The sequence below is a fragment of the Streptomyces sp. SJL17-4 genome (assembly GCF_036826855.1).
GTDB lineage: Bacteria > Actinomycetota > Actinomycetes > Streptomycetales > Streptomycetaceae > Streptomyces.
Genome location: NZ_CP104578.1, coordinates 2,975,666 through 2,996,865 on the forward strand (window position 1 = coordinate 2,975,666; position 21,200 = coordinate 2,996,865).

The 21,200-nt window shown below is 71.2% G+C and carries 26 protein-coding genes; 13 read left to right on the forward strand and 13 right to left on the reverse strand.

All coding sequences use genetic code 11. The annotated features are described in order from the left end of the window. Positions 1-43 precede the first annotated feature (43 nt). A complete protein-coding gene (locus tag N5875_RS12820; protein WP_010061466.1) occupies positions 44-229 on the forward strand; it encodes a DUF6104 family protein in 186 nt (61 codons plus the stop codon). A gap of 137 nt (positions 230-366) precedes the next feature. On the opposite strand, the gene N5875_RS12825 is transcribed toward N5875_RS12820, so the two are convergent. Beyond that, positions 367-1,182 carry a hypothetical protein gene (locus tag N5875_RS12825; protein WP_338493717.1) on the reverse strand — a complete coding sequence of 272 codons (816 nt, stop codon included), beginning with the start codon at positions 1,180-1,182 and terminating at the stop codon, positions 367-369. 150 nt (positions 1,183-1,332) lie between these two features. Here N5875_RS12825 and N5875_RS12830 point away from each other — a divergent pair, with 150 nt between their 5' ends. Next, positions 1,333-2,208 (forward strand): DUF4097 family beta strand repeat-containing protein, encoded by an 876-nt coding sequence (locus tag N5875_RS12830; RefSeq protein ID WP_318209182.1) that lies wholly within the window; start codon positions 1,333-1,335, stop codon positions 2,206-2,208. Position 2,209: 1 nt separating this feature from the next. Further along, positions 2,210-3,109, forward strand: a complete 900-nt coding sequence (locus N5875_RS12835; protein WP_338493721.1) for a PadR family transcriptional regulator — start codon at positions 2,210-2,212, stop codon at positions 3,107-3,109. A 6-nt stretch (positions 3,110-3,115) separates the two neighbouring features. On the opposite strand, the gene N5875_RS12840 is transcribed toward N5875_RS12835, so the two are convergent. Both N5875_RS12840 and N5875_RS12845 read right to left on the reverse strand, forming a co-directional pair. After that, the gene (locus tag N5875_RS12840; protein ID WP_338493724.1) at positions 3,116-4,525 is read right to left on the reverse strand and encodes a cellulase family glycosylhydrolase; all 1,410 of its coding nucleotides are present in this window, start codon (positions 4,523-4,525) and stop codon (positions 3,116-3,118) included. 90 nt (positions 4,526-4,615) lie between these two features. After that, on the reverse strand, positions 4,616-5,581 hold the full coding sequence (locus N5875_RS12845; protein WP_030320920.1) for a quinone oxidoreductase: 966 nt from the start codon (positions 5,579-5,581) through the stop codon (positions 4,616-4,618). 87 nt (positions 5,582-5,668) lie between these two features. Here N5875_RS12845 and N5875_RS12850 point away from each other — a divergent pair, with 87 nt between their 5' ends. After that, the gene (locus N5875_RS12850; protein WP_338493728.1) at positions 5,669-6,091 is read left to right on the forward strand and encodes a DUF6416 domain-containing protein; all 423 of its coding nucleotides are present in this window, start codon (positions 5,669-5,671) and stop codon (positions 6,089-6,091) included. A 123-nt stretch (positions 6,092-6,214) separates the two neighbouring features. On the opposite strand, the gene N5875_RS12855 is transcribed toward N5875_RS12850, so the two are convergent. Further along, positions 6,215-7,426, reverse strand: a complete 1,212-nt coding sequence (locus N5875_RS12855) for an NADP-dependent malic enzyme (RefSeq protein ID WP_318209177.1) — start codon at positions 7,424-7,426, stop codon at positions 6,215-6,217. A 536-nt stretch (positions 7,427-7,962) separates the two neighbouring features. On the opposite strand from N5875_RS12855, the gene N5875_RS12860 reads away from it, so the two are divergent. The 3 genes from N5875_RS12860 to N5875_RS12870 are packed head-to-tail and all read left to right on the forward strand — an operon-like array spanning position 7,963 to position 10,695. Further along, positions 7,963-8,925: an ABC transporter substrate-binding protein gene (locus tag N5875_RS12860; RefSeq protein WP_318209176.1), complete on the forward strand. Its 963-nt coding sequence runs from the start codon at positions 7,963-7,965 to the stop codon at positions 8,923-8,925. Positions 8,926-8,980: 55 nt separating this feature from the next. Continuing rightward, on the forward strand, positions 8,981-9,931 hold the full coding sequence (locus N5875_RS12865) for an amino acid ABC transporter permease (protein ID WP_338493732.1): 951 nt from the start codon (positions 8,981-8,983) through the stop codon (positions 9,929-9,931). Then, on the forward strand, positions 9,928-10,695 hold the full coding sequence (locus N5875_RS12870) for an amino acid ABC transporter ATP-binding protein (RefSeq protein WP_056567285.1): 768 nt from the start codon (positions 9,928-9,930) through the stop codon (positions 10,693-10,695). The genes N5875_RS12865 and N5875_RS12870 overlap by 4 nt, the downstream gene beginning before the upstream one ends. A 68-nt stretch (positions 10,696-10,763) precedes the next feature. Here N5875_RS12870 and N5875_RS12875 read toward each other — a convergent pair whose 3' ends face one another. Further along, complete coding sequence (locus N5875_RS12875; RefSeq protein WP_318209174.1) at positions 10,764-11,513, reverse strand: class I SAM-dependent methyltransferase; 750 nt, start codon at positions 11,511-11,513, stop codon at positions 10,764-10,766. Positions 11,514-11,607: 94 nt separating this feature from the next. Between N5875_RS12875 and N5875_RS12880 the strand changes: the two genes are divergently transcribed. Beyond that, complete coding sequence (locus N5875_RS12880; protein WP_338493739.1) at positions 11,608-12,237, forward strand: CGNR zinc finger domain-containing protein; 630 nt, start codon at positions 11,608-11,610, stop codon at positions 12,235-12,237. Here N5875_RS12880 and sodX read toward each other — a convergent pair. Then, a complete protein-coding gene (gene sodX, locus N5875_RS12885; RefSeq protein ID WP_338499159.1) occupies positions 12,141-12,575 on the reverse strand; it encodes a nickel-type superoxide dismutase maturation protease in 435 nt (144 codons plus the stop codon). The two genes, N5875_RS12880 and sodX, sit on opposite strands and share 97 nt — an antisense overlap. A gap of 184 nt (positions 12,576-12,759) precedes the next feature. On the opposite strand from sodX, the gene sodN reads away from it, so the two are divergent. Then, positions 12,760-13,155 (forward strand): superoxide dismutase, Ni, encoded by a 396-nt coding sequence (gene sodN, locus N5875_RS12890; protein ID WP_015036129.1) that lies wholly within the window; start codon positions 12,760-12,762, stop codon positions 13,153-13,155. 103 nt (positions 13,156-13,258) lie between these two features. After that, positions 13,259-13,645 (forward strand): VOC family protein, encoded by a 387-nt coding sequence (locus N5875_RS12895; protein WP_318209171.1) that lies wholly within the window; start codon positions 13,259-13,261, stop codon positions 13,643-13,645. Between the two features lie 3 nt (positions 13,646-13,648). Here N5875_RS12895 and N5875_RS12900 read toward each other — a convergent pair whose 3' ends face one another. Next, the gene (locus tag N5875_RS12900; RefSeq protein WP_318209170.1) at positions 13,649-14,299 is read right to left on the reverse strand and encodes a hypothetical protein; all 651 of its coding nucleotides are present in this window, start codon (positions 14,297-14,299) and stop codon (positions 13,649-13,651) included. A 13-nt stretch (positions 14,300-14,312) separates the two neighbouring features. Between N5875_RS12900 and N5875_RS12905 the strand changes: the two genes are divergently transcribed. Beyond that, on the forward strand, positions 14,313-15,464 hold the full coding sequence (locus N5875_RS12905) for a hypothetical protein (RefSeq protein WP_338493743.1): 1,152 nt from the start codon (positions 14,313-14,315) through the stop codon (positions 15,462-15,464). Between the two features lie 63 nt (positions 15,465-15,527). Here the strand turns inward: N5875_RS12905 and N5875_RS12910 are convergent, their stop codons facing one another. After that, the gene (locus N5875_RS12910; RefSeq protein WP_318209168.1) at positions 15,528-16,007 is read right to left on the reverse strand and encodes a GNAT family N-acetyltransferase; all 480 of its coding nucleotides are present in this window, start codon (positions 16,005-16,007) and stop codon (positions 15,528-15,530) included. Further along, entirely contained in the window at positions 16,004-16,972 is a 969-nt protein-coding gene (locus tag N5875_RS12915) for a LysR family transcriptional regulator (protein WP_338493745.1), read from the reverse strand. Before N5875_RS12915 ends, N5875_RS12910 begins: the two co-directional genes overlap by 4 nt. Positions 16,973-17,158: 186 nt before the next feature. Between N5875_RS12915 and snpA the strand changes: the two genes are divergently transcribed. Continuing rightward, positions 17,159-17,815, forward strand: coding sequence for a snapalysin (gene snpA, locus N5875_RS12920; protein WP_318209166.1), 657 nt, complete (start codon positions 17,159-17,161; stop codon positions 17,813-17,815). A gap of 77 nt (positions 17,816-17,892) precedes the next feature. On the opposite strand, the gene N5875_RS12925 is transcribed toward snpA, so the two are convergent. The 3 genes from N5875_RS12925 to N5875_RS12935 all read right to left on the reverse strand — a co-directional run bounded on the left by N5875_RS12925 (position 17,893) and on the right by N5875_RS12935 (position 19,290). Continuing rightward, positions 17,893-18,312, reverse strand: a complete 420-nt coding sequence (locus N5875_RS12925; protein WP_318209165.1) for a DUF6304 family protein — start codon at positions 18,310-18,312, stop codon at positions 17,893-17,895. A 42-nt stretch (positions 18,313-18,354) separates the two neighbouring features. Continuing rightward, the gene (locus N5875_RS12930) at positions 18,355-18,588 is read right to left on the reverse strand and encodes a hypothetical protein (RefSeq protein ID WP_338493748.1); all 234 of its coding nucleotides are present in this window, start codon (positions 18,586-18,588) and stop codon (positions 18,355-18,357) included. 120 nt (positions 18,589-18,708) lie between these two features. Then, positions 18,709-19,290: a dihydrofolate reductase gene (locus tag N5875_RS12935; RefSeq protein WP_338493750.1), complete on the reverse strand. Its 582-nt coding sequence runs from the start codon at positions 19,288-19,290 to the stop codon at positions 18,709-18,711. A gap of 133 nt (positions 19,291-19,423) precedes the next feature. On the opposite strand from N5875_RS12935, the gene N5875_RS12940 reads away from it, so the two are divergent. Then, complete coding sequence (locus N5875_RS12940; RefSeq protein WP_318209162.1) at positions 19,424-19,999, forward strand: TetR family transcriptional regulator; 576 nt, start codon at positions 19,424-19,426, stop codon at positions 19,997-19,999. A gap of 51 nt (positions 20,000-20,050) precedes the next feature. Here N5875_RS12940 and N5875_RS12945 read toward each other — a convergent pair whose 3' ends face one another. Continuing rightward, positions 20,051-21,106 (reverse strand): family 2 encapsulin nanocompartment cargo protein polyprenyl transferase, encoded by a 1,056-nt coding sequence (locus N5875_RS12945; protein ID WP_338493753.1) that lies wholly within the window; start codon positions 21,104-21,106, stop codon positions 20,051-20,053. Between the last annotated feature and the right edge of the window lie 94 nt (positions 21,107-21,200).

A 21,200-nucleotide genomic window follows, 5' to 3' on the forward strand; every position in this document is an offset into this window, starting at 1 on the left:
ACGGGCGACAGGGGACGTGGGAGGTTCGGCCTATCCTGATCGCATGTACTTCACCGACCGTGGCATCGAGGAACTGGAGAAGCGGCGCGGCGAGGAGGAGGTCACCTTCGAGTGGCTCGCCGAGCAGCTGCGGACGTTCGTCGATCTCAACCCCGACTTCGAGGTGCCGGTCGAGCGCCTCGCGACCTGGCTGGCCCGTCTTGACGACGAGGACGACGAGGACGAGTAGGAGCCGCTCGCGGAGACGACTCTCCGAGGGGTGACCCCGCACGGGGTCACCCCTTCGGCATGCCTGGGATCACCCTCCCGCGCGCGGCCGCCCTTTCCCGCGCGTGCGTGGGGCCGCCCCTTCCCGCGCGCGTGGGATCACCCCTCCCGCAGTCGGTCGTAGGCGAGGCCGAACGCGCCGTGGGCGACGAGCAGCGCCCCGGCCGTCGCCCAGCCACCGCTGCGCCGGCCGAGGCCCCACACCAGCAGCGGCACCCCCGCCGCGAGCTGCGCCCCGCCCAGGACGCGCGCCTTGGGGCCGCGCAGGTACGGGCCGAGGGGGCCGCCCTCCACCACGTCGAGCTCGGCGCGTACGGCATCCCTCCAGCCCGACCATTCGAGCTGCTCGGCGCCCTGGGCCAGGGCCACGGAGCGGAGCCGGTCGGCGCTCTCGCCGGGGAGGAGACCGGTCGGCAGGGCGAGCCCGACGCGGCCGAGGACGGCGACGACGCCGAGGAGCCGGGTGTGGGCGTCGGCGTCCGGATCGGGGACGGTGAGCGGTTCCAGGGCCTGGAGGTCCAGGACGGGATCGAGCGCGAGCCGGGCGGCGAAGGTGCGCATGGCCTCGTCCTCGCCGACGGGGGTGCCGTCCGCGAGCCAGGTGTAGCCGACCGTGCGGCGGAAGCCGGCGGCGAGCGTGAGACCGGCCCGGTCGCGGTCCCACCAGAGCGCGACGACGGGCCAGCCGGCGGCCGAGACGGCGAGGGCGGTGGCCCAGCCGGTGACGACCTGCTCGACGGACTCCCCGGCGTGGAGCCAGGGCTTCCCCTCCGGTACGAGCACGCTCCAGTCGTCGCCCGCGGGGGCGAGCAGGAGGTGCTCGCGGAGCAGCTGGGCGGGGGGCCGGACCGCCGGGGGATCGGCACGGCAGAGGAGCAGCGCCCCGACGGGATTCGGTCCGGATGTCGCGTTCATGGACTCCACGCTAGGCCAATTTGTCCGCATGTCACGGCAATTGCCCCCACCCTGTCAGGGGAGAGTCAGGGTTGACTTCCCTTCGCCGCGATATATCGTGTCTATCGAGAAACACGATATGTTGCGTTGCCGAAACGGGAGGTCAGCACCATGACAGAGTGGTCCGTCACCGAGCCGACGAAGCTGGCCCCTGCCGACCCCGTGACCCGCCTGCAGGTCCGCATCGTCAACGGCACGGTGAACGTGGTGGGGACGGACGAGAGTTCCGCTCGCGTGGAGGTCTCCGAGATCGAGGGGCCGCCGCTGGTCGTGTCCCAGGACGGCACCACCCTGACCGTGGGCTACGAGGACCTCCAGTGGAAGAGCGCCCTCAAGTGGCTCGACCGCAAGGAGTTCCGGCGCCGGGCCGTCGTCTCCGTCGCCGTCCCGGCGGGCGTGGACGTCGAGGTGACCGCGGTGGGCGCCGAGGCGGTCGTCACCGGCATCACGGGGCGCACCGAGGTGCGCGGCGTCTCCGGCGACACCACCCTCCTCCGGCTCTCCGGCCCGGTCCGCGCCGAGAGCGTCTCGGGCAACCTGGAGGCCCAGTCGGTCACGGGCGCGCTCCGGATCAACTCCGTGACCGGCGACGTGACGGTGATCGAGGGCGCGGGCGCCTCCGTCCGGGCCGAGACCGTCAGCGGCGACATGGTCATCGACCTCGACCCGGCCGAGCTCGACGGGCCGCCCGCCGACATCCGGCTCTCCAGCCTCTCCGGCGAGGTCGCCATCCGCCTCCCCCACCCGGCCGACGCCCGCGTCGAGGCCAACACGACGACGGGCTCCGTGTCGAACGCCTTCGAGGATCTACGCGTCGCCGGACAGTGGGGCACCAAATCCGTCACCGGCACCCTCGGTTCGGGCCGGGGCACCCTCAAGGCGACCACCGTCTCCGGCTCCATCGCGCTGCTCCGCCGTCCCGAGTCCGACGACGACGGCGACTCCACCCCCTCCCCCGCCCCCTCCGCGACCGGAAAGGTGCTCTGACATGCCGCCCGTCTTCGCGCACGGCCGCCTCCGTCTCTATCTGCTCAAGCTGCTCGACGAGGCGCCACGCCACGGTTACGAGGTGATCCGCCTCCTGGAGGAGCGCTTCCAGGGCCTGTACGCACCCTCGGCGGGCACGGTCTACCCGCGGCTGGCCAAGCTGGAGGCCGAGGGCCTCGTCACCCACGCCAGCGAGGGCGGCCGCAAGGTCTACTCGATCACCGACGCCGGCCGCGCCGAGCTGGCCGGGCGCGGCGCCGAACTGGACGACCTGGAGCGGGAGATCCGAGAGTCGGTGTCGGAGCTCGCGGCGGAGATCCGTGACGACGTGCGCGGCGCGGCCGGCCGGGTGCGCAGCGAGATGCGCGCGGCGGCGGGCCGGACCCGTGCGGCGGAGTCCTCCTCGTTCGCCGAGGCCAAGGAGGAGCTGCGCCGGGTCGGGCAGGAGTGGAAGGAGCAGGCCCGCCAGGCCCGCGCCGAGGCCAAGTCCGCCCGCCACCAGGCGAAGGAGTTCCAGCGGATCGCCCAGCAGGTGCAGGAGGAGGTCCAGGACCGCTTCTCGCGCGGCGACTGGCCCAAGGGGGTCTGGGAGGGGCTCTCGGACATCACGGCCCAGCTCGGCGGCCTCGTGGCCGGCACGACCCACCCGAAGGCCGCCGGCCAGGAGCCGCCGTTCGCGGCGGCCCCGGCCGACGAGGTGCCGGAGTGGGCGCGGGACACGGAGGGTTCGGGCGACCCGGCCCGCGACCTGGACCGGCTCCTCGACCGCTTCCGTGACGAGATCCGGGACGCGGCCCGCGACCACGGGGTGAGCGAGGAGCAACTGGCCGAGACCCGCGACCAGCTGTCGACGGCGGCGATCCGCATCACCGGCCTGCTGCGGTCCCGCCCGAGAGCCTGACCGGCCTCAGCGCCGGGTGACGGTCACCGTCACCCGGGCGCCCGGGGCCGCGAGGACCAGGGCGCGGCCGGGGGTCGGGCGGAGCACCAGCGCCCCGCCCCGGGCCGTCACCCGCCAGGCGCCGGGCGGCAGGGCGAGCTCGGTGACCCGGGAGCCTCGGCGCCCGGCGGAGTCGTACGAGAGACGGTAGACCCCGGTCCCCGGGTCGTAGGCGGCGGAGCGCACCGTGCCCGCGACCGCCTCCGCGTACGGCTCGGCGGTCAGCTCCTTGTTCGTGCGGAAGGTCCCGGCTCCGTCCACCGCGCAGTAGCCGCCGCCGTAGCACCAGACGTAGCCCGCCCAGCCGGAGCCGTAGCGGCCGAGGGAGGCCATGGCCTCGCGGTAGAAGCGGTTCATGTTCGGCAGGGAGTTGTTCAGCGGGCCCCACTCGCCCACCACCACGGGGACCTTGTACTCCTTGGGGTACTGGGTGACGGCCTGCTCATAGGTCTCGATCCAGCGGGCGGCGGGGTCGTAGTCGGCGCCGGCCTCCATGCCCGTGTTGTAGAAGTGCGGGGCGTAGACGATCTTCGGGTCGTCGATCCTCCCGAGTCCGGTGGGCACGCCCTCGCCGACGATCGGGGTCGGCTCGACGAAGACCCAGGTGGACGGGTCGACCGAACGGACCGCGTCCGCGAGCCGGTTGTACATCGGGGTGAGCTGGTCCCGTTCGATGCGCCGGGCCGCCGTCGGCAGGTCCTCGCCCTCCCGGAGCTCGCCCATCGGCTCGTTGATCAGGTCGTAGCCGAGGACGGCCGGATGGTCCTCGAAGCGGTCGGCGAGCACCCGCCACATCCGGGCCTGGGCGCGCCGCAGGTCCTCGTCCTCGTAGAGGTGGGTGAAGGCTCGCTGGACGGCGGGCTCGAAGTACTCGGAGAACCAGTCGTCCGGGTGCGGGGTGAAGGGCAGTCCGTCGGTCCTGGTCGCCCAGGCGGGTACGCCCCGGTGGCCGAAGGCGGGCCCGAAGACGTCCTGGTGGGCGTCGATGAGGACCTTGACGTCGTGCTTCTCGGCCCAGTCCAGGATCCGTTCGATCTTCCGCAGATAGTCCTGGCTGTACTCACCGGGCCGGGGCTCCAGGTCGTCCCAGAAGACAAGGAGCCGGGCGAAGTTGAACCCCTTGGCCCGCATGTCGCGGAAGTGCCGCTCGGTGATCGCGGAGAGGGCGGCGTCACCACGGTTCGCCTTGTCCTCGACGTTCCAGCCACGCAGGGTGAGGACGCGGCCCCGTTCGTCGGTGAGGGCGGGTATCGCACCCCCGCCGGTCTCTGTGTCAGCGGGAGCAGCGGCGGCGGCAGGGGCGGTGGGGGCGATCAGTGCGGCGGCGAGGGCGCCCGCGACAAGGGCGGTTCGCCACGCGTGGGTGGTTCGCGACAAGGTAGACCTCCGGCACGAGGAAGTGAGCGTTGTTCACGTTTCACGTGCCGGAGATCCCATCAGTCCTACCGACGAGTCATCAAGAGGTCGTCACGAGGTCTTCAGGACGATCTTTCCGAAGAGTTCGCCGGAAGCCATCCGCTCGAAGCCCTCCCGTGCCCGGTCCAGCGGCAGGACCTCGTCGACGACCGGCCGGACACCCGTCGCCGCGCAGAAGGACAGCAGGTCCTCCAGCTCGTCCTTGGAGCCCATGGTCGAGCCGACGACCTTCAGTTCGAGGAAGAAGATCCGGGTCAGCTCGGCGTGCGCCGGCCGGTCGCCGCTCGTGGCACCCGAGATGACGAGCGTGCCGCCGGGCCGCAGCGACTTGACGGAGTGGGACCAGGTGGCGGCGCCGACGGTCTCGATGACCGCGTCCACCCGCTGCGGGAGTCGCGCGCCCGGCTCGAACGCCTCGACGGCGCCGAGCTCGACGGCCCGCTTGCGCTTCTCCTCGTCACGGCTGGTGGCGAAGACCCGCAGGCCGGCGGCCTTGCCGAGGGCGATCGCGGCGGTGGCGACACCGCCGCCCGCGCCCTGTACGAGCACCGAGTCCCCGGGCCGTACACCGGCGTTGGTGAAGAGCATGCGGTACGCGGTCAACCAGGCGGTGGGCAGACAGGCGGCCTCCTCGAAGGAGAGCTCCTTCGGCTTGGGCAGCACGTTCCAGCGGGGCACGGTCACCCGCTCGGCGAAGGTGCCCTGGTAGCGCTCGGTGAGGATGGACCGGGGCTCGTCGGGGCCGACCCCGTGGCCGGTCTGGCCGATCACGGAGTGCAGGACGACCTCGTTGCCGTCCTCGTCGATCCCGGCGGCGTCGCAGCCCAGGATCATCGGCAGCTTCTCCTCGGGCAGCCCGACCCCGCGCAGCGACCACAGGTCGTGGTGGTTGAGCGAGGCGGCCTTGACGGTGACGGTGGTCCACCCCGGCCGCACCTCGGGTTCGGGACGTTCACCCAATTCGAGGCCGTTCAGGGGCTGGTCGCGGTCGATTCGGGCAGCGTAGGCAGCGAACATGGCCCCGACCCTAGGCGCCCGCGACCGGACCACGGAACCACACACCTGTGTGACGCGTGTCCCTCCCCCGCCGGTACGGTGCCGGGCATGGCAGACATACACGGGTTCGCGGACGAGAACGCCGACATCTGGGAGAAGCACAGCGGGGGTTCGGGCCACCTCGGCCAGGAGTGGGGTGCGGCGGACGTCGGCCTGGCCGCCGAGTTCGCGGCGGCGCTGCCCACGGCCGCCCGCCAGATCCTCGACTACCTCGTCGAGCGGCCGGGGCAGCGCGTGCACTGCACGGAGCTGTTCGAGCGGGCGCTCGCCCGGACCGACGGGGCGAACCCGGCGAGCGCCGTGGCGGGCGTGATCGCCGGGATGCGGGATGCGTACGACGCGAGTGGCCGCCGCTACCCGTTCTCCTGGTGGGCGGCGCCGGAGGGCGGGACCGGCGCCGACTACGCGGTGAAGCCCTCGGTCGCGGCCCTGTTCCTCGCCGCCCGGCACCGCTCCGCGCCCGGCTCCTGACCGACCCGGGAACTCCGCGCTTGGACTCGCACACAAACGAATACCCGGACGCGTACACGATCTCGTACACGAAAGGGCCCCGTCCTGGGATCAGGACGGGGCCCTTTCGGGGTGAGCGGCGTGTCAGCGGCGTGCGACGCCCTCCGCACGGGCTGCGGCGGCGACCGCGGCCGCGACGGCCGGGGCGACCCGCTCGTCGAACGGCGACGGGATCACGCAGTCGGCGGCGAGCTGGTCACCGACGACGTCGGCGATCGCGTTGGCCGCGGCGATCTTCATGCCCTCGGTGATCCGGGAGGCCCGGACCTGGAGCGCGCCGGCGAAGATGCCGGGGAACGCGAGGACGTTGTTGATCTGGTTCGGGTAGTCCGAACGCCCGGTCGCCACGACGGCCGCGTACTTGTGCGCGACGTCGGGGTGGACCTCGGGGTTCGGGTTGGCCATGGCGAACACGAAGGCGTTCGGAGCCATGGAGGCGACGGCCGCCTCGGGGACCGTACCGCCGGAGACGCCGATGAAGACGTCGGCGCCGGCGAGGGCGGTCTCCAGGGAGCCGCTGAGGCCCGCCTTGTTGGTGAGGTCGGCGATCTCGCGCTTGACCGGGTTGAGGTCCTCCCGGTCGCGGCTGACGATGCCCTTGCGGTCGGCGACGGCGACGTCGCCGAGCCCGGCCTCCAGGAGGAACTTGGCGATCGCGACTCCGGCCGCGCCGGCGCCGGAGATGACCGCGCGCAGGTCGCCGAGGGTCCGGCCGGTCAGCTTCGCCGCGTTGCGGAGGGCGGCGAGGGTGACGATGGCGGTGCCGTGCTGGTCGTCGTGGAACACGGGGATGTCGAGGCGCTCCTGGAGCTTGCGCTCGATCTCGAAGCACCGCGGCGCCGAGATGTCCTCCAGGTTGACGCCGCCGAAGGACGGGGCCAGCCGGACGACGGTCTCGACGATCTCGTCGGTGTCGGTGGTGGCGAGGGCGATCGGGACCGCGTCCACGCCGCCGAACTGCTTGAAGAGGATGGCCTTCCCCTCCATGACCGGGAGGGAGGCCTCCGGGCCGATGTCACCGAGGCCGAGCACCGCCGTACCGTCGGTCACGACCGCGACGACCTGGGACTTCCAGGTGTAGTCGTTGACCAGCTCGGGCTGCTCGGCGATCGCGGTGCACACCTTGGCGACGCCGGGCGTGTACGCGAGGGACAGGTCGTCCTTGTTCCGGACGGGAACGGTGGCCTGAATGGCCATCTTGCCGCCCCGGTGGAGGGCGAAGACAGGATCGAAGGGCTCCTCCGGAGCTCCTTCCGTACCGCTGTCACTGCGAGGATTGACGATCTCCGCTGCCATTGGGTTGACCCCTTAAGTCTGCTTCATTTGAGGGTTGGCCGCTCCTGGTGTGGAGCGGTGGGCGGGTCCCGCGGCCGCCGTGTCTGGTAGCCGCGCGGGCGCGCCGCACAACGCGCCCTGAGCCCCGGATGAGGGGTGTAAGGATCCTTCTTACCGGACGGACGGCACCGCAGACGAGTCCATATCCGCTCGGTGACGCGACTCATACCGAGCGCATGCGGACACGGACGGAGGACGACACGTCACCCCATGTCCATATAGGTGCTTCAAGCACCCGATTGGCGGCCTTCGTGTCGTCCGAATGGCGAGATCAACAGGAAATTCTTCGGTGGCGTGGAAGGCATCCAGCAGAAGATCCGGCCCGGATGTACCGGCCTGTTGGCATTCGAGGGTCACCCGTTATCCGATTTTGACATCCGTGGCCGTCGGTTTGAGGCGGTCCGAATGGCAAGATGCCGTAATCACACGAGGTCACGACACTCGAAGAGACGTACGTGACCACTGGCAACTCCCTCACACGCCGGAGGAACCCGATCATGACCGCACGCTCCACGCGCCGCACGACCGCCAAGACCCGCACCTCCCGTCTTGCCGCGGTCGCCGCCACCGCGGTCGTCGGCTCCGTGCTGCTGACCGCCTGTGGCGACCAGACGGAGGGCGGCTCCGCCACCCCGACGAAGGACGGCGGCTCCGCCAACGCCGCCCCGCTCTTCTCGAAGCTCCCCGCCGACATCCAGAAGGCCGGTGTCATCAAGGTCGGCACCGACGCCTCGTACGCCCCGATGGAGTTCACCGAGGGCGGCAAGATCGTCGGCGTCGACCCCGACATCGCCGCGGCCCTGGGCAAGCAGCTCGGCGTCAAGTTCGAGTTCACCTCGGGCACCTTCGACGGTCTGATCACCTCGATCTACACCGGCCGCCAGGACGTGATCATGTCCTCGATGACGGACAACAAGAAGCGTCAGGAGGGCCTGGACGACGCCGGCAAGAAGATCGGCAAGGGCATCGACTTCGTCGACTACTTCAGCTCCGGCGTCTCCCTCCTGGTCAAGAAGGGCAACCCGCAGGGCATCAACTCGCTCGACGACCTCTGCGGCAAGACCGTGGCCGTCCAGCGCGGCACGATCTACGAGGACACCTTCAAGGCCCAGGCCACGAAGTGCGGCGCCAACAAGCTGACGATCCAGGCCTTCGACAGCGACGCCGAGGCGCAGACCCGCGTCAAGGCCGGCGGCGCCGTGGCCGACCTCAACGACTACCCGGTGGCCGCGTACATCGCGAAGACCTCGGGCGGCGGCAACGACTTCGAGGTCGTCGGCAACCAGAGCGACGTCGGCCTCTTCGGCATCGGCGTCTCGAAGGACAACCCGCAGCTGCGCGACGCCATCAAGGAAGCGCTCGACGCGATCATCAAGGACGGCACCTACGCCGATGCCCTGAAGAAGTGGGACGTCTCGGACAGCGCCGTCAAGGCGGCCACCGTCAACGCCGGCAAGTGACCTTCCCCGCCACCGCCGGCAACTGACCTCCCCGCTCCACTGAAGGGCAGTCGTCATGACTGACAAGATCTCCAAGGACCCGGCCGCCGCTCCGGCCGGGCCCGGCGCCTCGGGTTCCCCGTACGAGGCGATCAAGGCCATCCCCGTGCGGCACTACGGGCGCTGGATCAGCGCCGTCGTGGTCGTCGTGCTGCTCGGATGGCTCGTCTACGCCTTCTCCCAGGGCAACATCATCTGGGACACGGTGTGGGACAAGCTGTTCGACCCGTCGATCCTCGACGGCCTGGCGAACACGATCATCATCAGCGTCGCCTCGATGGCCCTGGGCCTCGTCCTCGGCGTGGTCTTCGCCGTGATGCGACTCTCGAAGAACCCGGTGACCGGCGCCGTCGCCTGGCTCTACATCTGGTTCTTCCGCGGCACCCCGGTCTACGTGCAGCTGCTCGTCTGGTTCAACCTGTCGCTGATCTTCGAGTACATCAACCTCGGGCCGATCTACAAGAACGAGACCGTCGACGTCATGACGCCGTTCATGGTCGCCCTCCTCGGCCTCGGCCTCAACGAGGGCGCCTACATGGCGGAGATCGTCCGCGCGGGCATCCAGTCCGTCGACGAGGGACAGACCGAAGCCGCGCACGCGCTCGGCATGTCCCAGACCAAGACCATGGGCCGGGTCGTCCTCCCGCAGGCCATGCGGGTCATCGTGCCGCCGACGGGCAACGAGTTCATCAACATGCTGAAGACCTCGTCCCTCGTCTCGGCGGTGCAGTACACGGAACTCCTGCGGGCCTCGTCGAACATCGGAAGCACGGCCGGCGCCGTGATGGAGATGCTCTTCGTCGCCTCCATCTGGTACCTGGCGCTGACCAGCGTGTTCAGCGTCGGCCAGTACTACCTGGAGCGCCGCTTCGCCCGCGGTTCGACGCGTAACCTGCCGCCCACCCCCTGGCAGCGGGTCAAGACGAACCTCACCACGTTCAAGCGTTCCCCGGAGGCATCGGCATGACCGGTCAGCCCATGGTCAAGGCGGAGGGCGTCCACAAGTCCTACGGCGCGGCCCACATCCTCCGCGGCATCGATCTGGAGGTCCAGAACGGAGAGGTCTTCTGCCTGGTCGGCCCCTCCGGCTCCGGCAAGTCGACCTTCCTGCGCTGCATCAACCACCTGGAGCGGGTCGACGGCGGCCGGCTCTCGGTCGACGGCCAGCTGGTCGGCTACCGGGAGAAGAACGGCAAGCTCTACGAGCTGAAGGACAGCGAGGTCGCGGTCCAGCGCCGTGACATCGGCATGGTCTTCCAGCGCTTCAACCTCTTCCCCCACATGACGGCCCTGGCCAACGTCATGGAAGCCCCCATCCAGGTCAAGGGCGAGTCGAAGGCGGTGGCACGCGAGCGTGCCGAGCGCCTGCTCGACCGGGTCGGCCTGCGGGACAAGATGGGCAACTACCCGTCCCAGCTCTCCGGCGGCCAGCAGCAGCGTGTCGCCATCGCCCGCGCGCTGGCGATGGAACCCAAGCTGATGCTCTTCGACGAGCCCACCTCGGCGCTCGACCCGGAGCTCGTCGGCGACGTCCTCGACGTCATGCGGGACCTCGCCGAATCGGGCATGACGATGATCGTCGTCACCCACGAGATGGGCTTCGCCCGCGAGGTCGGCGACTCCCTCGTCTTCATGGACGGCGGCGTGGTCGTCGAGTCGGGCAACCCGCGCGACGTCCTGGGCAACCCGCAGCACGACCGAACGAAGGCGTTCCTGTCGAAGGTGCTGTAGGGCGGCGGAACGACGAAGGGGGCGGTACGGACACCCGTACCGCCCCCTTTCTCGTACCCTCCCGCGGGTTACTTCACGGCGAGGAGCAGGGTGTCGGAGGGCGAGGCCCAGACGGTCCTGGCCTCGCCGAATCCGGCGGCGAGGAGGGTGTCGGCGTGCCAGCGCGGGGAGGGCATGTCGCCGTCGGCGTGCTCGCCGTAGATCTCGAAGCGGCGGGCGGTGGGCTCGGCGAGAACGGGGTCCTTGGCGGCGAGGGCCCACCACTCGGCCCAGTCCAGGGCGCCGCCGGCCTTGGCGCGGTCCATGACGGCGTGGCGCTGGGCGCGCTCGGCGGCATTGATCCGGGGGGTGGTCGTGTCGATCATGTGGTCGGCGTTCATGAAGACGCCGTCCTCGCGGACGAGACCGGCGATCCGGCCGTACAGGGCCGCCAGGGGCTCGCTGTGGAGCCAGTGGAGCGCGGTGGCGGTGAGCACGGCGTCGTACGAGTCGTGGGGCAGCGCGGCGGCCCAGTCGGGGTCCTTGAGGTCGGCCGTCACGAAGGTGACGCGCTCGTCGCCGGCGAAGGAGCCCTCGGCGATGGCGAGGAGGGCCGGGTCGAGGTCGACACCGGTACTGGTCGCCTCCGGGAACCTCTTGAGGAGCCGATCCGTGATACTTCCCGTACCGCACGCGAGGTCGAGGACACGGGGCTTCGGTCCCACCAAGGCCTCGACCATGTCGAGCATGACCCGGAAGCGCTCCTCACGGTCCGGCATGTACCACTCCTGCTGACGGTCCCAGCTCTGCTGCCAGGCCGCCCAGTCGGTTCCGGTCATCGCCGCTCCTCCCCCTCTTTGTAATACCCTCTAAGGGTAAACAGTTGTTACCCCTTCCGACCGAGACACTAGCCCGCCGCAGTAAGGACTACAAGTGGAACTGGCCCATTACTCGGATTTCGCCGTACGGCTGGTCAACACCGAAGAGCCGGCCCGCGGCAAGGACTCCCTCACCTCCGTCGAGGTGATCCGGGACCTCTTCGGCACGGCCTCCCAGATGGCCCGGCGGGTCACGGAGGCGGACCTGCCCCGCTTCCGCGCGGTACGGACCCGGCTGCGGGCGGTCTTCGCCCTGGCCGACGAGGGCGACCACACGGGGGCCGTCGACCTCCTGAACTCGCTCCTCCTGGAGTTCCCGGTCAGCCCCCAGATCTCCGGCCACGACACCCTCGACGAGGACGGCCACCCCCGGTGGCACATGCACCTCGCCGACCACTCCTCGAACGCGACCACGGGATACGCCGCGATCTGCGCGATGGGACTGGCCTTCCACCTGACGGAGTTCGGCGCGGACCGCCTCGGCCTCTGCCAGGCACCGCCCTGCCGCAACGCCTACCTGGACACCTCCACCAACCGCTCCCGCCGCTACTGCTCGGACCGCTGCGCGACCCGCGCCAACGTGGCCGCCTACCGGGCCCGCAAGCGCCTGGAGGCCGACCGGTCGGAGCGGACCGGCCGCACCGCCGAGAACAGCCAGGAGAGCGTCACCCCCGGCGACCGCTGACGCCCCGGCGTCACCGGCCGGTAGCGCGCCCGCACCCGCCCGAGAACGAGCTCGGGCGGTACGGCCCCGAAGACCCGGCTGTCGCCCTCGGCGTCCGGGTTGTCGCCGAGCACCCACCAGCCGCCGTCACGTCGCTCGATCAGCCGCTTCACGATGAGCAGATCCTGCTGGAGCGGATGGCGCACCACGGCCACGCACCCCGGCCGCAGGCGTCCGCCGTAGTGCACGAGCAGCTGATCCCCGTGGAGCAGCGTGGGCACCATGGACACCCCCGTCACCTCGGCGATCCCGAACGGAGCCGCGGCCTCCGCCGCCCGATCCCGCCCCGATTCCCTCATCGGCACCTCCCGTTCCACCCGCCGGTCCACCGCGCCTCCGTCCACACATCCGCTCGTTCACTCGTACACGAGTCCCATGGTGACCCTGGACTTTTGACCTAAGCCCCAGGGGGCGCCCGCGAAATCGGCCTTCTCACCGAGTAATGTCCCACCTGAGAAGACGATCACGAGGAAGGACGGCTCAATGCTCTCCCGCCTGTTTGCCCCCAAGGTGAAGGTCAGCGCCCACTGCGACCTCCCGTGCGGCGTGTACGACCCGGCCCAGGCCCGCATCGAGGCCGAGTCGGTCAAGGCTGTCCAGGAGAAGTACCTGGCGAACGAGGACGCGCACTTCCGCGCCCGCGCCACGGTCATCAAGGAGCAGCGCGCGGAGCTCGCCAAGCACCACGTCTCGGTGCTCTGGAGCGACTACTTCAAGGCCCCGCACTTCGAGAAGTACCCCGAGCTCAACCAGCTGGTCAACGACACCCTGAAGGCCCTCTCGGCCGCCAAGGCGTCGACCGACCCGAAGACGGGCGAGAAGGCGCTGGAGCTCATCGCCGAGATCGACCGCATTTTCTGGGAGACGAAGAAGGCCTGACCTTCTCGTTCCCGTTCCGAAGGGGTACGACCGCCACACGCGGTCGTGCCCCTTCGGACTTTCCCTCCGCAAATCCGACGTTCCTACAGAAGGGTGATGCTCCATGCGCGTCAAAGCTTTCGACCACCTGGTGCTGAACGTGACCGATGTCGACAAGGCGCTCGCCTTCTACACCGGCCCTCTGGGGCTCGCGGGTGAGCGGGTCGAGGAGTGGCGGGCCGGGAAGGTGCCGTTCCCGTCCGTGCGGATCGACGAGGGCACCGTCATCGACCTCTTCTCCCGCCCGCGCGGCGAGTCCAACGTCGATCACATCTGCCTCGTGGTGGACCCCCTCGACTGGCAGGAGGTCCTCGACTCCGGAGCGTTCGACGTCCTTGAGGGCCCCGTCCCCCGCTGGGGTGCCCGTGGTTCGGCGCAGTCGGTCTACGTCAAGGACCCGGACGGGAACACGGTCGAGCTGCGCTGGTATCCGCAGGACGTGGCGGAGTAGGGCCTACCGCCTCTCCGTCGGCAGGGCCAGGGCTCGGGCCAGCGCGTCGGCCACCGCGGTCGCGTGATCGGGGACGTACCGGGTGGTCCACTCGGTGGCCAGCCGGAGGAAGTCGGTCAGATCGCGTTCCGCGTCGGCCAGCAGGCGCCGCAGGTCGGTGACGGGAAGCTCGATCACCGGGCTGTCGGCCCGTTCGGTGTCGACGGTCAGCCGTACCGTGTCGCCGACGCGTTCCGCGAGCGGCGAGGGGTCGTGGCCGAAACCGGCCCGGCCGTCCCCGTCGAGGACCTCGAACCAGTCGCGCCGCTCGTCCAGTCCGTTGCAGCAGCCGGGCAGGAGCGTGACGCCCGTCGCGGTGTCGGTGACCCGCAGGCCCCCGGCCGCGAAGAGGTCCTCCATGGTCAGCAGTCCATGGAGGAAGCTTCCGAGCGGATCGGCGGGGCTCGGCGGGCGGCCCTCCTCGTCCGCCGGTTCGACGTCGTTGCACTCGGCGATGCGCATCACCGCCGTACCCACGTCCGCCGTACCGAGCCGGCCGCTGAGCGGCAGGAAGCCGTACGTCCCCGAGTCGGCGACCGGCCAGAGGCCGAAGTCGCGCGTGCCGGGGAGCTCCAGGACGGGATGCAGGACGATCATCCGAAGAGTCTGCGTCACTAGGCTTCCTGGCATGACCACACCCCACCCGACCTCCCGCTCCTCGCGCCCGCCGCTGACCCCCGAGGACGCCCGGGTCCTGCTGCGGATGCTCCCGGCCGAGATCGCGCCCGGTCTCAGTGCGTCGGAACTCGACGCCGTCGAGGCGCGGTTCGGGTTCGGGTTCTCGGCGGACCACCGGGTGTTCCTCGGCGCCGGGCTGCCCCTCGGGTCACCGAGGTGGCCCGACTGGCGGCACGGTGACCCCGACGACCTGGCCGAGCGGCTCGCCCGGCCGGTCGAAGGCGTGCTCTTCGACGTCGAGCACAACGGCTTCTGGCATCCCTCCTGGAGCCCCAGGCCCTCGGGCATCTCCGAGGCGCTGAAGGTCGCGCGGGCCGAGTCGGCGAGCGTTCCTCCGCTGGTCCCCGTCTACAGCCACCGCTATCTGCCCGGCACTCCGGGCGAGTGGGGACACCCCGTGCTGTCCGTCGTCCAGACCGACATCATCGTCTACGGGAACGACCTCGCCGACTACCTCCGGCACGAGTTCACCGGGCGGGCCGGCGGCGGCTTCGGTCGCACGACCGTCGACTTCTGGGGGTACTTCGTCAACGGCGGTCCGGGCATCGACGTCACCGCGCCCACTCCGTACGCCCCCTACGCCGTCACCCCGCAGGAGGCCGTCGAGTGCTTCCGGATGCTGGCCCTGGAGCAGCTCATCGGCCGCAGGCCCTCACCGGAGCAGCTGATCGAGGCCGGCCTCACCGCGCTCCTGCTCGACGTCGAGACGGAGTCCCTTCCGCTGCTCGCCGGGCTGACCCGGGCGGAGCACGAACGCGCCGACGGCCTCTTCGAGCGGGTTCTCGGCGAGCTGGGGCTGGTCGACGCCCTGCCCGCGGACGACACCGACCTTCCCTGGGAGGCCGCCCGTTGGGAGCTCGTGCGCTGGTGGTCGCGGCTGATCGTGAACGGGAGCCTGGCCCCCGGGGCCGGGGGTGACCTCATCACGTACGAGGGCTGGGGCGCCGTTTCCCAGCCGCGGGCGCTCCGACCGCTCGTCGACGCGACCGATGCCTTCTACGACTGGGAGGCCGACCGGGCGGGCACGCGTGAGCAGCTCGCGGCGGCGATCGTCGCCGAGGCCGAGCGGCTGCTCGCCGGGCCCTGGCCGCCCCGCGACTGAGCCCGCCTGGGGCCCCGCACGGCCGCCCCGCGACTGAGCCCGCCCGGCCGCCTACGCCCCCGCCTACGCCACCGTGCGCAGGCTGTAGCGGTGCTTCTCCTTCGACGTCGCGCCCAGCCGGTCGTAGAAGCGGATCGCGCTCTCGTTCCACGCGGGGGTCTGCCACTGGATCTCCGCCAGGCCGAGGCGGCTCGCCTCCGTGCGGACCGCCGCCATCAGGAGCGGGCCCAGGCCGTGGCCCCGGGAGGCTTCCGTGAGGTAGAGGCAGTCCATGTGGAGGTACTCCGTACCGTCCCAGGTGGAGATCTCCGGGGCGCAGCTCGCGTAGCCCGCGAGGGTGCCGTCGGGGAGTTCGGCGACCAGGCAGCGGAGCCGGGGCTCCCCGGGGCCGAAGAGGAGGGCCGCGAGCCGGTCCGCGAGGCCGGGGGCCGGGGGCGCCGCCTTCTCGTACGCCGCGTGCTCGGCGATGAGTTCCACGACCCGCGGCAGGTCTTCCGGGTGGGCGCGCCGGACCACTGCCGGGCCGTCCTCGAGTTCGCTCATGCCGTCATGATGCACGGTCCCACCGACAGCCTCGCCGCCGTCCCCTGCCGCCGCAGCCACTCGCGGTACGGGGCCGCCCTCAGGGCCACCTCCCGGTAGGCCGCCGCGAGTTCCGCGTACAGCGTGTCCAGGGGCGCCCCGGGCCGGGCGTACAGCAGCAGCCGGACGGCCAGCGGGTCGCCGCGCAGGGGGCGGACGGCCATGTCCTCGCGCGGGCCCGAGGTCGGCTGGCAGGGAGCGACGGCCTCGCCGAGGACGATGAGGGAGGCGGCCGTGTGGTAGTCGCCGTGGAGCAGCGGCGGGTCGATCCCGGCGGCGTCCAGGACCCGGCGGAGGCCGTCCCATTCGCCGTCCACGGTCGGGTCGACCATCCAGTGGTCGCCGGCCAGGTCGGCGAGGTCCACCACGGGCAGGGCGGCGGCCGGGTGGTCGCGGGCCATGGAGACGAACTGCGGTTCGCGGGCGACCAGGACCCGCCCCTTGAGGCCCTCGGGGACCCGTAACGGGCAGCCCTCCACCTCGTGCACGAAGGCCACGTCGAGCTGCCCGGCGGCGACGCTCCGCAGCAGCGCGTTCGCGGAGACGTCCATCCGCAGGCCGATGTCGGTGCCGGGCAGCCGCTGGCGGAGGCGGCGCAGCCAGCCCGGGAGCGCCCGGCTCGCGGTGGAGCCGACGCGGAGCCCGAGTCCGTCGGTGCGGGCGGCCGCGGCCCGGGTCTCGGTGACGAGCGCCGCCATGTCGGCGACGAGCGGGCGGGCGCGGCTGAGCAGGGAGCGGCCGAGCGGGGTGGGGCGGCAGCCGGTGCGGCCGCGGGAGAAGAGTTCGGCGCCCAGGGAGTTCTCGATGCGGCGCAGCTGGGTGGTCAACGACGGCTGGCTCATGCCCAGTTGGCGGGCGGCCTTGTGCAGGCTGCCCGTGTCCGCGATGGCGCAGAGCGCGCGCAGGTGTCTCACCTCCAGCTCCATGCCCCGAGGGTAGGGCGGCGCCCTGACTCGCACCAGATACCCGGAACCCCTCAATCACCTTTGATTTCAAGGTAGTTGAGGGCTGTTCGGGCAGGTGATGCGGTGGTGCTATCGCCGGTCGACATCATCCCCACGCGCCCCGGCTCCCCCGAGACTCTCTCCCATCCCCTACAGGAGGAGCCCCCCATGCGTCACCCCAAGGTCCTCACCTCTGTCCTGGCCACCGCCCTCGGCCTCGGTCTCGCCGCCTCCCTGGGCGCGGCCCCGGCCGTGGCCGTGAACACCCCCGCCGGTGTCCCGGCCGTCGGCAACGCCGCCGTGGCGTACGCCGGTTCGGCCGAGGAGGCGAAGGCCAACCAGGCCTTCTTCGAGGCCGTCGTGAAGTCGGTGGCGAAGAAGCGGGCCGCCGCTCCCGGCGCGGCCGCCGTCACCGTCGTCTACAGCGCCGCCAACGCGCCGAGCTTCCGCACCCAGATCGCCCGCTCCACCCAGATATGGAACAGCTCGGTGGTGAACGTCCGGCTCGTCGAGGGCAGCAACCCGGACTTCCGCTACTACGAGGGCAATGACTCCCGTGGCTCGTACGCGAGCACCGACGGTCACGGCAGTGGCTACATCTTCCTCGACTACCGGCAGAACCAGCAGTACAACTCCACCCGCGTGACCGCCCACGAGACCGGGCACGTCCTCGGGCTGCCGGACCACTACAGCGGTCCGTGCAGCGAGCTGATGTCGGGCGGCGGTCCGGGCACGTCCTGCCAGAACGCCCAGCCGAACTCCCAGGAGCGGTCCCGCGTCGACCAGTTGTGGCGCTACGGCCTCGCCTCCGCGTTCAAGAGCTGAGCGCGCGGAAACGAGAGACGGCGGCGTCCCCTCCCCGGGGCGCCGCCGTCCTCGTTCTCCGTCCGGTGCTCGTGTGCTCAGGCCGTCTGCAGCAGTCGGCGCCCGAAGTCGGCGCCGGGCGGCAGCTGGCGCCTGACCCGTTCCAGCGCCCCGTCGAAGTCACCTCCGGCGACGCACGATTCGAAGGCGGCGCCACCGTAGTGCAGCGTCAGGCTGAGGTCCGCGCGCTCACCGAGGGTCAGCAGGCAGCTCAGCGTGGCCGGCTGAGAGGCGCCGTCCATGACGACGGGGAGCGGCAGGTCCCACTCCAGGACGCAGGCCGTGAGGGCCTGCCCACCCTCTGCGGCCGCGCTGAGCGCGGCGAAGCTCTCGCCCGTGTACTCGATCCCCCTGATCCGGGTGGCGACATGCCGCCCGTCGGCCGTGATGACGATCGCTTCCGCGCCGCTGCGGTCCCGGTACCAGCCGGTCCAGACTTCCGTCGACTCCGATGACATGCGCGGACTGTAGCCGTATGACCGGCTCCGGCGCGCGTCTGGTCACCCCGTGGCCTGACTTCTCCCGATCTCGCCGTTCTTGCCGGTCACGTGCGTGCTCGCGGCTTCCGCACCCGCGCCCGGCGCGGCACCCGCGGCCCCGTCGGCGGCCGCATCCGCGGCCTTGGCGAGCTCGGCTTCCACGCCCTCGTAGAGCGGGCAGTCCGGATTGCGGCAGGGTTGCACTTCCCACTCCGGCACCCAGGCCCCGAGGACCTTGTGCCGGGTGGCTGTCATCGCCCGCGGCTGCCCGCAGGCCGGGCATCTGTGCTCGGCCCGGGGGTCCCGCGTCGTGTGAGGCGCCTGGTCACCCATAGGTCCAGGGTAGGACGGCTCGCGCGGAAGCGCTTCCCGCCGTTACCGCTTCCTGGTGTACGTACGGACGAAGGCGCCGTTGCCGAAGACGCGCAGGTCGTTCAGCTCGAAGTCCCGGGGCTCGAAGTCGGCGCCGAACATCGGCATGCCGGAGCCGTAGACCTGCGGATAGGTCTTGATGATCAGCTCGTCGATCTCGTCGATGAGCTCGCCGGCGATGGTGGAGCCACCGCAGAGCCAGACGTTCAGGGGGCTGTCCTCGGCCTTGAGCTCGCGGACGCGGCCGACGAGGTCGTCGGCGATCAGCTCCACATTGGCGTCGGGCGACTCGGCCAGCGAGCGGGTGGCGACGAACTCCCGCAGGTGGCCGTACGGGCTGGTGACACCCACATCGAGGGCGAGCTGGTACGAGCCCAGACCCTGGACGACCGTGTCGAACCGCTTGTTCTCGGCGTCGACCCCGAGCATCTCCCGGCCCTGCGCCGAGATGGTCTCCGGGTACTCGCCGGTCAGGAACTCCAGGAACTCCGCGTCCACGAACTGGTACATGGAGGTGGCATCGCCCTTGGGGTCACCGATGAAACCGTCGATGGTGCAGGCGATGAAGTACGTGAGCTTGCGCAAGCCGGTCCTCTTCCACTTCGGATCGTGGCTGCGATCGCAACCACGACGGCTATAGTGCTTCACCTGTAGTGGTTACGCAAGCCTTATTTTCGAGAAACCTCGAAAAGATCGAAAATCCCGAAGGGAGCCCCGCATGGCAAGAAACCCCGAACGACGTACGGCGCTGCTCGACGCCGCCATCCAGGTCCTGGCGGACGAAGGCGCCCGCGGGCTGACCTTCCGCGCGGTCGACGCCTGCGCCGGGGTCCCCACGGGCACCTCGTCCAACTACTTCCGCGACCGGGACCAGGTGCTCTCCGAGGTCGCCGACCGGATCTTCGTCCGGCTCACCCCGGAGCCCGGAGTCATCGAGGCCGCCATGCTGCCGGCGCCGAGCCGCGCCCTGGTCTTCGAGCTGATGCGCCAGGTCGCCCAGCGGCTCGCCGCCGAGCGCACCTGCTACCTCGGGCTCTTCGAGCTCCGTCTCGAAGCGGTGCGCCGCCCCGAGCTGCGGACCCAGCTCACCAAGGTGCTCCGCGGCGATCTCGACGCGAACATCCGGGGGCACCTGGAGGCCGGGATGCCCGGGGACGCGGACACCGTCCGGCTGCTCTACTTCGCCCTCACCGGGCTGCTGCTCGACCACTTCACGGTCCCGGGACTGCACGGCGACCGGGACCTGGACGACCTGATCGAGACCGTGGTCACCCGCATCGTCCCCGAGGCGTGACCGGGCCACCGGGCCTCAGCGCGTGCGTCGCATGACCGGGGTCCCCGGGCCTCAGCGCGTGCGCCGCGTGACGAACTCCGCGAGCGCCAGCATGTCCCCCGCCGCCGCCAGGTCCGGGACCGCCTGGGCCAGATGCTCGACAGCACCGCCCATCCGCTCGGCCGCCTGGTCCTGCGCCCAGTCGCGCCCACCGGCCCGCTCGACCGCTGCCGCGGCCGCCCGTACCGCCGCGGCGTCGAGGACCGGACGGGCGTACAGCTCCGCCAGCTCGTCCCCGGCCGGCGTCCCCGAGGCGAGCGCCGCCACCACGGGAAGCGACTTCTTGTGCGCGACCAGATCTGCCCCGGCCGGCTTGCCCGTACGGTCCGGGTCGCCCCAGATCCCGATGAGGTCGTCGATCAGCTGGAAGGCGAGACCCGCCTCCCGGCCGAACGCGTCCATCGCCGCGACCTCCTCCTCCCCCGCACCCGCGTAGAGCGCGCCGATGGCACAGGAGGCGCCGAGCAGCGCGCCGGTCTTGGCTGTGGCCATGGCCAGACACTCGTCGAGCGAGACCTCGCGCGGCGCCCGCTGCTCGAAGGCACAGTCCGCCTGCTGCCCCGCGCAGAGCTCGATCACGCACGCGGCGAGCCGCGCGGACGCGGCCGCCGAGGCGGGGTGCGGATCCTCCGCGAGCAGCCGCAGGGCGAGCGCGCTCATCGCGTCACCGGCGATCAGCGCGTCCGGGATGCCGAAGACCGTCCAGGCGGTGGGCCGGTGCCGCCGGGTCACGTCCTCGTCGACGATGTCGTCGTGGAGCAGGGTGAAGTTGTGCGCGAGCTCCACCGCCGCCGCGGCCTTCACCGCCGGGGCCTCGTCGGCGCCGAGCGCGCGCGTCGCCGCGAGGACCAGGGCGGGCCGGATGGCCTTGCCCGGCTGCTCCGTGGCCGGGGTGCCGTCGGCGTGTTCCCAGCCGAAGTGGTACATCGCGACGCGCCGTATCGAACCGGGCAGGGTCTCGACGGTCGAGCGCAGTTGGGGATGGACGGCCGTCCGCGTCCGGTCCAGGAGCCGCAGGGCCCCCTGACCGTCGGTGACGGCATCCCCGCCGGCAATGGTCAAGGTCACTTCCTTCGTTTCCTCCGTGGCGATGCTGCGCGGCGACGGGCCGGGAGCGCCCGGGGGCGGGAGGGTTCGGTCCCCGCCCCCGGGCGTCGTCGGC

Excerpts from the sequence above, each read along its gene's own strand:
- N5875_RS12930 (WP_338493748.1), bottom strand. The coding sequence starts at position 18,588 with ATGACAGCCACCCGGCACAAGGTCCTCGGGGCCTGGGTGCCGGAGTGG.
- snpA (WP_318209166.1), top strand. The coding sequence starts at position 17,159 with ATGCGTCACCCCAAGGTCCTCACCTCTGTCCTGGCCACCGCCCTCGGC.
- N5875_RS12845 (WP_030320920.1), bottom strand. The coding sequence starts at position 5,581 with ATGTTCGCTGCCTACGCTGCCCGAATCGACCGCGACCAGCCCCTGAAC.
- N5875_RS12835 (WP_338493721.1), top strand. The coding sequence starts at position 2,210 with ATGCCGCCCGTCTTCGCGCACGGCCGCCTCCGTCTCTATCTGCTCAAG.
- N5875_RS12875 (WP_318209174.1), bottom strand. The coding sequence starts at position 11,513 with ATGACCGGAACCGACTGGGCGGCCTGGCAGCAGAGCTGGGACCGTCAG.
- N5875_RS12905 (WP_338493743.1), top strand. The coding sequence starts at position 14,313 with ATGACCACACCCCACCCGACCTCCCGCTCCTCGCGCCCGCCGCTGACC.
- sodX (WP_338499159.1), bottom strand. The coding sequence starts at position 12,575 with ATGAGGGAATCGGGGCGGGATCGGGCGGCGGAGGCCGCGGCTCCGTTC.
- N5875_RS12825 (WP_338493717.1), bottom strand. The coding sequence starts at position 1,182 with ATGAACGCGACATCCGGACCGAATCCCGTCGGGGCGCTGCTCCTCTGC.
- N5875_RS12925 (WP_318209165.1), bottom strand. The coding sequence starts at position 18,312 with ATGTCATCGGAGTCGACGGAAGTCTGGACCGGCTGGTACCGGGACCGC.
- N5875_RS12860 (WP_318209176.1), top strand. The coding sequence starts at position 7,963 with ATGACCGCACGCTCCACGCGCCGCACGACCGCCAAGACCCGCACCTCC.
- N5875_RS12820 (WP_010061466.1), top strand. The coding sequence starts at position 44 with ATGTACTTCACCGACCGTGGCATCGAGGAACTGGAGAAGCGGCGCGGC.
- N5875_RS12870 (WP_056567285.1), top strand. The coding sequence starts at position 9,928 with ATGACCGGTCAGCCCATGGTCAAGGCGGAGGGCGTCCACAAGTCCTAC.
- N5875_RS12850 (WP_338493728.1), top strand. The coding sequence starts at position 5,669 with ATGGCAGACATACACGGGTTCGCGGACGAGAACGCCGACATCTGGGAG.
- N5875_RS12940 (WP_318209162.1), top strand. The coding sequence starts at position 19,424 with ATGGCAAGAAACCCCGAACGACGTACGGCGCTGCTCGACGCCGCCATC.
- N5875_RS12855 (WP_318209177.1), bottom strand. The coding sequence starts at position 7,426 with ATGGCAGCGGAGATCGTCAATCCTCGCAGTGACAGCGGTACGGAAGGA.
- N5875_RS12830 (WP_318209182.1), top strand. The coding sequence starts at position 1,333 with ATGACAGAGTGGTCCGTCACCGAGCCGACGAAGCTGGCCCCTGCCGAC.
- N5875_RS12910 (WP_318209168.1), bottom strand. The coding sequence starts at position 16,007 with ATGAGCGAACTCGAGGACGGCCCGGCAGTGGTCCGGCGCGCCCACCCG.
- N5875_RS12865 (WP_338493732.1), top strand. The coding sequence starts at position 8,981 with ATGACTGACAAGATCTCCAAGGACCCGGCCGCCGCTCCGGCCGGGCCC.
- N5875_RS12895 (WP_318209171.1), top strand. The coding sequence starts at position 13,259 with ATGCGCGTCAAAGCTTTCGACCACCTGGTGCTGAACGTGACCGATGTC.
- sodN (WP_015036129.1), top strand. The coding sequence starts at position 12,760 with ATGCTCTCCCGCCTGTTTGCCCCCAAGGTGAAGGTCAGCGCCCACTGC.
- N5875_RS12915 (WP_338493745.1), bottom strand. The coding sequence starts at position 16,972 with ATGGAGCTGGAGGTGAGACACCTGCGCGCGCTCTGCGCCATCGCGGAC.